The following is an 8529-nucleotide window of genomic DNA, read 5'->3' on the forward strand; positions in this document are numbered from 1 at the left end:
GCTGACCATCTGGGAAGCCCAGTTCGGCGATTTCGCCAACGGCGCGCAAGTCGTGATCGACCAGTTCATCAGCTCCGGCGAAGTGAAGTGGGGCCGTGCTTCCGGCCTGGTCATGATGCTGCCGCACGGTTACGAAGGCCAGGGTCCGGAGCATTCGTCGGCACGCCTGGAACGTTACCTGCAGCTGTGCGCGGACAACAACATGCAAGTAGTGCAGCCGACGACCGCAGCGCAGATCTTCCATCTGCTGCGCCGCCAGATGATCCGCCTGTTCCGCAAGCCGCTGGTGATCATGACGCCGAAGTCGCTGTTGCGTAACAAGGACGCCGGTTCGCCGCTGTCCGATTTCACCAAGGGCAGCTTCCAGACCGTCATCGGTGAAGTCGACGACAAGATCGATCCTAAGAAGGTTAAGCGCGTGATCGCTTGCTCGGGCAAGGTTTACTACGATCTGGTCAATGCACGTAAAGAGCGCGGTCAGACTGATGTCGCAATTATCCGTCTGGAACAGCTGTATCCGTTCCCGCACAAGGCGTTCGCTGCTGAACTGAAGCAGTTCCCGAACTTCAACGAGCTGGTGTGGACGCAGGACGAACCGCAGAATCAGGGCGCGTGGCTGCAGATCCAGCACAATATTTTTGAAAACCTGGAAGATGGTCAAAAGCTTGCGTATGCAGGCCGTCCAGCCAGCGCATCGCCTGCTGTCGGTTACTACGACAAGCATTATGCGCAGCAAAAAGCATTGCTGGATACTGCATTTTCCAAGCTCAAAGGCTTTGTTCTGACGAAATAATCGGCATCTTGTCTAATTAGTTGGGGACAGAGTAATTCGCCGCGCTACGGCGGCTCTTAAACTCTGTCCCACAAATATGGAATATCGGAGAATTAAATGGCACTTCTTGAAGTAAAAGTTCCGCAATTGTCGGAATCCGTCGCCGAAGCGACTTTGTTGGCATGGCATAAAAAAGTCGGCGATGCAGTCAAGCGCGACGAAAACCTGATTGACATCGAAACAGATAAAGTAGTCCTGGAATTGCCGGCGCCAGCCGACGGCGTGATCGTCCAGCTGATCAAGGGCGACGGCAGCACCGTGGTCGCTGATGAAATCATCGCCGTGATCGACACCGACGCTTCGGCCAAGGTCAGCCCGATGGAAGTCTCCGCCGTACCAGTGCCGCAAGCCGGCCATGCGCCAACTCCGGTGGCAGCGCCTGAGCTGCAATCGAATTCGGCAGCGGGCATCGCCATGCCGGCCGCAGCGAAAATGCTGGCGGAAAACAATATGTCGGCGACCCAGGTTGCAGGCAGCGGCAAAGACGGCCGCGTCACCAAGGGCGACGTCATCGGCGCGGTAGCCAACAAGGCAGCAACACCTGCGCCGGCGCCATTGGCAGCGGCGCCAGCCAAAGCGCTGCTGCAGCAAGTTGCAGCGCCGACCAAGGCCAACCTGGATGATCGTCCGCAAGAACGCGTGCCGATGAGCCGCCTGCGCGCCCGTATCGCCGAGCGCCTGGTGCAGTCGCAATCGACCAATGCCATCTTGACGACATTCAATGAAGTCAACATGCAGCCAGTCATGGACCTGCGCACCAAGTACAAGGACAAATTTGAAAAAGAGCACGGCGTCAAGCTCGGCTTCATGTCGTTCTTCGTCAAGGCCGCGGTTGCCGCGCTGAAGAAATACCCGATCGTCAACGCCTCGGTAGACGGCAACGACATCGTCTATCACGGCTATTTCGACATCGGTATCGCAGTCGGTTCGCCGCGCGGCCTGGTAGTGCCGGTATTGCGCGATGCCGACCAGATGTCGATCGCCGACATCGAAAAGAAGATCGGCGAATTCGGCGCCAAGGCCAAGGACGGCAAGCTGACTCTGGACGACCTGACCGGCGGTACTTTCTCGATCTCCAACGGCGGCACTTTCGGTTCGATGCTGTCGACGCCGATCATCAACCCGCCGCAATCGGCGATCCTGGGCGTGCATGCGACCAAGGACCGTGCAGTGGTCGAAAACGGCCAGATCGTGGTGCGTCCGATGAACTACCTGGCCATGTCTTACGACCACCGCATCATCGATGGCCGTGAAGCTGTGCTGGCGCTGGTGGCGATGAAAGAGGCGCTGGAAGATCCGGCCCGCCTGCTGCTGGACCTGTAAGCTTTAAATCCGCCAAAGCTATAGCTGGCGCGCCCTGATTCTGTTTTTTGCCCTTTAAGCGAGGCAAAAAACAGAGCAGGGCGCGTCGCTTAGGTGGCTAAGTAAATGATGAGCGCCTGCGCCCTTGTTGCGGACGATGGCTTGCAACCGCGGTGATTGGCCGCACCTGCAGGCAGAGCGCAAACGAGATGGCAAGGCAATAACTCCAAGGATGGAAAATGAGCAAACAATTTGATGTCGTAGTGATCGGTGGCGGTCCTGGCGGTTACATTGCAGCAATTCGCGCCGCACAACTGGGTTTCAGCACAGCCTGTATCGATGAATGGAAAAATGCCAAGAACGGCCCGGCGCCGGGCGGCACCTGCACCAACGTCGGTTGTATTCCTTCGAAAGCGTTGCTGCAGTCGTCTGAGCATTTCGAGTATGCCGGCCATTCGTTCGCCGAGCATGGCATCAATGTCAAGGGCCTGGAGCTGAACCTGGGCCAGATGCTGGCGCGCAAGGATGGCGTTGTCAAACAGAACAACGAAGGCATCTTGTACCTGTTCAAGAAAAACAAGGTTACCTTTTTCCACGGCCGCGGCTCCTTCGTCAAGGGCGATGCCGGCGGCTATGAAATCAAGGTTGCCGGGGCAACGGAAGAAACCATCAGCGCCAAGCATATCGTGCTGGCGACCGGTTCCAACGCCCGTGAACTGCCAGGCGCACCGTTCGATGAAAAACTGATCCTGTCGAATACCGGCGCGCTGGCAATTGACGCGGTTCCGGCTAAACTGGGTGTTATCGGCGCCGGCGTGATCGGCCTCGAAATGGGCAGCGTGTGGCGCCGCCTGGGTGCGGAAGTCAGCGTGCTGGAAGCGCTGCCGACTTTCCTCGGCGCGGTCGATGAGCAGATTGCCAAGGAAGCCAGCAAGCTTTTCACCAAGCAAGGTTTGAAGGTCAGCCTGGGCGTCAAGATCGGCGCCATCACGACCGGCAAGAATGATGTCACCGTGGAGTATGTCGACGCTACTGGCGCCGCGCAAAAAGCCGTGTACGACAAACTGATCATTTCGATCGGCCGTACGCCGAACACTATCGGCCTGAACGGCGAAGCGGTCGGCTTGAAGCTGGACGAGCGCGGCTTCATCGCGGTCGACGACGATTGCAAGACCAACCTGCCGAACGTCTGGGCGGTAGGCGACGTGGTGCGCGGCCCGATGCTGGCGCACAAGGCTGAGGAAGAAGGCGTTGCGGTTGCCGAGCGTATTGCCGGGCAGCATGGTCACGTCAACTTCAACACCATTCCGTGGGTGATCTACACCTCGCCGGAAATCGCATGGGTTGGCAAGACAGAACAACAACTGAAGGCAGATGGAGTAGCATACAAGGCTGGCACCTTCCCGTTCCTGGCAAATGGCCGGGCGCGTGCCTTGGGCGATACTTCGGGCATGGTCAAGTTCCTGGCGGATGCCAAGACTGACGAAATCCTGGGTGTCCATATTGTCGGTCCGATGGCTTCCGAGCTGATTTCGGAAGCGGTCGTGGCGATGGAATTCCGTGCTTCGGCGGAAGACATCGCCCGCATCTGCCATGCGCATCCATCCTTGTCGGAAGCGACCAAGGAAGCTGCGCTGGCGGTCGACAAGCGATCCTTGAATTTTTAAGAAAGAAGCATGATGCGTGTTCTGTTGCCGTCGCTGATCCTGTTGTCAGGCCTTGCATTGTCCGGTTGCGCCACGGTAGCGTCGGACAACGGTCACGTGCTGATCGAGGCCAGCTCTGACAGCCAGCAGCTGGCAGGGGCGCGCTGCGTGGTGAAAACCGACAGCAGCCGCTGGAGCGTGGTGACGCCGGCAGATGTCCTGATCGTCGCTGCCGACGGCGACTTGCATGTCATGTGCGACAAGCCCGGCTACCGCACCTCGGAAGTGGTGTTCCGGGCGCCGCCTGGCTTGAATTCTCCCAGCGTGGGCATCGGCGCTTCGGGCGGCAGCGGCGGCATCGGCGCCTCCGGCCTCGGCCTCGGCGCCAACCTGCCGCTCAGCTTTGGCGGCAAGGAAAGAGCCTACCCCAGCCGCGTGCTGGTGGAAATGGGGCGGTCATAGTTGCTTGGCCGGCAGCTTGAGTGATGTGGGTGAGCGAAAGCTCGCCCATTTTTATTTCTGGCCGCCGCTTTGATCTTCGTAAAACCACGTGTATTGATTTTTTGTTAATCTTGTTGCCGCAATATTGACAACTGCGGGCCGGGTGACGCTTCCTTCATCGGCCCTGTGAATTTTTGAACTGAATATGCCATGAATGTATTAGAGTTTTACGAACAAGCACTGACGCAGCGCGGTTTCCAGGCTGACGAGGCGCAACGGCGCGCGGTCGACCGGCTGCAGCAAGCCTACGACGAATGGGTCGGGTACAAGGCGCAGCGGTCCAGCTCGTTCAAGCGCCTGATCCACCGGCCGGACGTGCCGCGTGGCGTCTACATGTGGGGCGGCGTCGGCCGTGGCAAATCGTTCCTGATGGACAGCTTCTATTCGGTGGTGCCGGTGGTGCGCAAGACCCGCTTGCACTTCCATGAATTCATGCGCGCCGTACATCGCCAGCTGGATGAGCTCAAGGGCGTGGCCGATCCGCTCGACGAAGTCGCCAAGCGGGTCGCCAAAAAATACCGCCTGATCTGTTTTGACGAGTTCCATGTGTCTGATATCGCCGACGCCATGATTCTCTACAATCTGCTGAAAGCCCTGTTCGACAATGGCGTGTCCTTCGTCATGACCTCCAACTATGAGCCCAGCACCCTGTATCCGGACGGCTTGCACCGCGACCGCATGCTGCCGACCATCAAGCTGCTGCAGGATCACCTGGACGTCATGAATATCGATGCCGGCATCGATTACCGCAAGCGCGCGCTGGAGCAGGTCGAAACCTATCACTCGCCGCTCAACGCCGATACCGACCGCGCCTTGCGCCATGCGTTTGCCGGCGTCGCCGAGACCGCCGACGAAGATCCGCTGGTGGACATCGAAGCGCGTAAAATAAAGGCCTTGCGCAAGGCTGGCGGGGTCATCTGGTTCGATTTCAACACCTTGTGCGGCGGTCCGCGCTCGCAAAACGATTATCTCGAAATTGCCAGCCGCTTCCATACGGTGATATTGTCCGGTATCCCGCAGATGTCGGCGGCCATGTCGTCCGAAGCGCGCCGCTTTACCTGGCTGATCGATGTGTTCTATGATCACAAGATCAAGCTGATCATGTCGGCGGCGGTGCCGCCGGAAGAGCTCTACACGCAGGGCATGCTGGCCAATGAGTTTCACCGCACCGTGTCGCGTATCATGGAGATGCAGTCGCGCGAGTACATGGATAGCGAACGGCGTTCGGAAGCCGATTCCATCGTCTGAGCCGGCCCTGCGGGAGTGTCTAAACAATGTATAGAAATGGATAGGTTCTAGTGGAATTTGCCTCTTTGAATTTGGCGCCGCGGCGTCTGCTGCCGGCGCTGGCCGTTGTACTTCTAGCCCAGCTGGCCCTGAGCGCCGGCGCGCACGCGGCCGACGCCGTCCCGCTCAAGCCGGTCGCCGAGCCGGCCGCCGAGCTGACGGCGCGCTACCCGCTGGAATCGCTGACTTCGGTGGAGGTCGCCAACAAGGCGCTGACCGATGTCGCCGACGCCAAGGCCGAGGTGGCGGCGCGCGACCTGGAGCAGCGCCGGGTCTGCTACGCGAAGTTTTTCGTCAATCATTGCCTGGACGCCGCCAAGGAGCAGCGGCGCCTGGCGTTGAAGGCGATCCGTCCGGTCGATATCACGGCCAATGCCTTCTTGCGCAAGGATCGTGCCGACGAGCGCGACAAGTCGCTGGCGGCGAACGAAGCCCAGCGGCCTGCCGAGGAAACGCAAAAGGCCCAGGACCAGAAGGAAAAAGAGCTGAGCAACGCCGACAAGGTCAAGCAGGGCGCGGCCAAGGAAAAAGAAGTGGCTGCCAATACCCGCAAGCACTTGGGCGAGGGCGACAAGCGTGTGGCGGACCACAATGCGCGGGTGCTGAAGGCGCAGCAGGACGATGCTGTCAAGAAGTCGCAAGAAGCAGCGAATGTCGCCGCTTTCCAGAAAAAGGCGCAGGATTCGGCGGCGCGCCAGCGTGAAGTGGCGGACAACAAGGCAGCCAAGGCCAAGGACCTGGCGGCCAAGAAGGCGGCTGAAGCCGGCGCTGCAGCGCCGGTTGTGACGCCGCCACCGACGCCGCCGGCTGCGGTTCCTGCCCCCAAGCCATAAAACAAAGCCGTTAGCTGCGTCCTGCGGCTAACGGCAATTTCGTCCGAACATCCCGGTTTTATATTCCGGTCTTACACTGCGCGGCGCATCTTCTTGACTGTGTAGCTGGCGGTTTCCTTCGGCAGCGCCACCAGCTTGACGATGGCAAACGTGCAGTTGTCGGCTGCGTGGCCTTCGGCGCGCTTGCGGGTCTTGGTGATCAGCATCTCCGCCGCATCGCGCGGCTTGTTCATGGCGATCGCCGCACCCAGTTCATCTTCCGTGAAGTAATGCCACAGCCCGTCCGAACAGAGCAGGAAGGCGTCGCCGGCCTTGAGGCCGGTATGGCGGCTGATGCTGACCTTGGGCGTATCGGTGCTGGAGCCGAGCGCATTGAGCAGGATGTTGGACAGGTTGTGCGATTTCGCTTCGCTGCGCGACAGCTTGCCTTCCGCCACCAGCTTTTCGACATAAGAATGATCGATGGTGTGCTCGGCAAAATTGGGGCCGTCGAAGCGGTACAGGCGCGAATCGCCGACGTGGCCCCAGGTGGCGACGCCATCCGGCGACAGCACCAGGATCACCATCGTCGTGTGCGGATCCTTGTCATTGGAGAACCCGCTCAGCTTGATCACCGTGTGGGTTTCCAGCGCGATGTTATGCAACATCGCTTCCACATTGTCGATCAGCGGCGAAAAGCCCTCGAATATCTGTTTGGCGGTGCAAATCACCTGTTCGGCGGCCAGCGCGCCGCCGCTGCGGCCGCCCATGCCGTCTGCCAGCACGGCCATCATGTAGCCCGGTGCTTTCGGGGCGGTAAACAATGCTGCACGGTCCTGCTGTTCCTGGCGGTCACCGATGTGCTGTCCGGTGCCGGCTTCGATCTTGTATTGGCTCATTCGTCTGGGTAGATTAAACTGCATCCTGTTCTAGGTAATTCTGGATCCGGCGTCAAATCGCCACTCATTCACGGTAATACGACATGAAGTTGATGGGAAAGATTATACGCAGGAATGATTTTCAAGGTGTTTCCACATGTTAACATTTTCCAACGCAAGAATCTGACCATGATCGATCGAGAAGAAATCCTTCGCCGCATTATAGAACTCGAAGTCGAACATCGCGATCTCGATGCCGCCATTCATACCATGACCAACCAGGTCCTGCATGAGGAATTGCAGCTGCGGCGCCTGAAAAAGCGCAAATTGCAACTGAAGGACCAGATCACGCTGTTAAGAATGCAATTAATTCCCGACATCCCTGCCTGATAGCTCACCCCAGGGCTGGTACGATGCAGATAAACGCACCATCCCGGCCACCGCTTTATTTAAGTAAGTTACCTTGACCCAAGATACATCCCCCCTTGTCGCCGAAATCGCCGCCGTAGTGAGCACCCCGGCCGCAGCGAACGTACCCGCTCCCGGCGTCCACGACGCCGACGTCGACCGCCTGTTCGCCAGTTCCGGCCCGCTGGGCCAGGCGGTCGGCGGCTTCCGGCCGCGCCAGGCGCAGACTGAAATGGCGAAAGCCATCGCCGAAGCCATCGCCCAGCAGCGCACCCTGATTGCCGAAGCCGGCACCGGCACCGGCAAGACTTTCGCCTATCTGGTCCCGGCACTGCTGTGGGGCGGCAAGGTGATCGTTTCCACCGGGACAAAGAACCTGCAGGACCAGCTGTTCCTGCGCGATATCCCCACCGTGCGCAAGGCGCTCAGCGCACCGGTCTCGATTGCGCTGCTCAAGGGCCGCGCCAACTACGTCTGCCATTTCCACCTGGAGCGCACGCTGCAGAACGGCCGCATGACCTCGCGCGAGGACGTCGGCTACCTGCGCGAAATCTCGCGCTTCATGAAAACCACTTCGTCCGGCGACAAGGCCGAGCTGTCCATGGTGCCGGAAACCGCGCCGATCTGGAACCTGGTGACCTCGACCCGCGACACCTGCATGGGCGCGGAATGCCAGTACTACCAGGACTGTTTCGTGATGAAGGCGCGCAAGGAAGCGCAGCAGGCCGACGTGGTGGTGGTCAACCACCACCTGTTCTTCGCCGACGTCGCGCTGAAGGATACCGGCGTGGCCGAGCTGCTGCCGTCAGCCAATACCGTCATTTTTGACGAGGCGCACCAGTTGCCGGAAGTGGCCACTTTAT

8 protein-coding genes and 1 pseudogene are annotated in these 8529 nt (G+C 59.5%); 8 read left to right on the plus strand and 1 reads right to left on the minus strand.

The genetic code is table 11. The features are described from left to right. The 6 genes and pseudogenes from sucA to VNZ65_RS18665 form a co-directional block, all read left to right on the plus strand. Positions 1-793 (plus strand): annotated as a pseudogene (sucA, locus tag VNZ65_RS18640) (2-oxoglutarate dehydrogenase E1 component); the annotation flags it as partial. 96 nt (positions 794-889) lie between these two features. Further along, the gene (gene odhB / locus VNZ65_RS18645; RefSeq protein ID WP_325671658.1) at positions 890-2155 is read left to right on the plus strand and encodes a 2-oxoglutarate dehydrogenase complex dihydrolipoyllysine-residue succinyltransferase; all 1266 of its coding nucleotides are present in this window, start codon (positions 890-892) and stop codon (positions 2153-2155) included. A gap of 218 nt (positions 2156-2373) precedes the next feature. Next, positions 2374-3801, plus strand: coding sequence for a dihydrolipoyl dehydrogenase (lpdA, locus tag VNZ65_RS18650; protein ID WP_325671660.1), 1428 nt, complete (start codon positions 2374-2376; stop codon positions 3799-3801). A 9-nt stretch (positions 3802-3810) separates the two neighbouring features. Continuing rightward, entirely contained in the window at positions 3811-4242 is a 432-nt protein-coding gene (locus VNZ65_RS18655) for a hypothetical protein (RefSeq protein ID WP_325671662.1), read from the plus strand. Between the two features lie 189 nt (positions 4243-4431). Further along, positions 4432-5529, plus strand: a complete 1098-nt coding sequence (zapE, locus tag VNZ65_RS18660) for a cell division protein ZapE (RefSeq protein WP_325671664.1) — start codon at positions 4432-4434, stop codon at positions 5527-5529. A 50-nt stretch (positions 5530-5579) separates the two neighbouring features. Continuing rightward, the gene (locus VNZ65_RS18665) at positions 5580-6401 is read left to right on the plus strand and encodes a hypothetical protein (RefSeq protein WP_325671666.1); all 822 of its coding nucleotides are present in this window, start codon (positions 5580-5582) and stop codon (positions 6399-6401) included. Positions 6402-6472: 71 nt separating this feature from the next. On the opposite strand, the gene VNZ65_RS18670 is transcribed toward VNZ65_RS18665, so the two are convergent. Next, positions 6473-7279 (minus strand): PP2C family protein-serine/threonine phosphatase, encoded by an 807-nt coding sequence (locus VNZ65_RS18670; RefSeq protein WP_325671668.1) that lies wholly within the window; start codon positions 7277-7279, stop codon positions 6473-6475. Between the two features lie 168 nt (positions 7280-7447). Between VNZ65_RS18670 and VNZ65_RS18675 the strand changes: the two genes are divergently transcribed. Together VNZ65_RS18675 and VNZ65_RS18680 are read left to right on the plus strand one after the other, a co-directional pair. Further along, positions 7448-7648, plus strand: a complete 201-nt coding sequence (locus tag VNZ65_RS18675; protein WP_041743193.1) for a YdcH family protein — start codon at positions 7448-7450, stop codon at positions 7646-7648. Positions 7649-7766: 118 nt separating this feature from the next. Next, the coding region (locus tag VNZ65_RS18680; protein ID WP_414649175.1) for an ATP-dependent DNA helicase at positions 7767-8529 on the plus strand (763 nt) is incomplete at its 3' end.

It is taken from the genome of Collimonas sp., from assembly GCF_035566555.1.
Lineage (GTDB): Bacteria > Pseudomonadota > Gammaproteobacteria > Burkholderiales > Burkholderiaceae_D > Collimonas.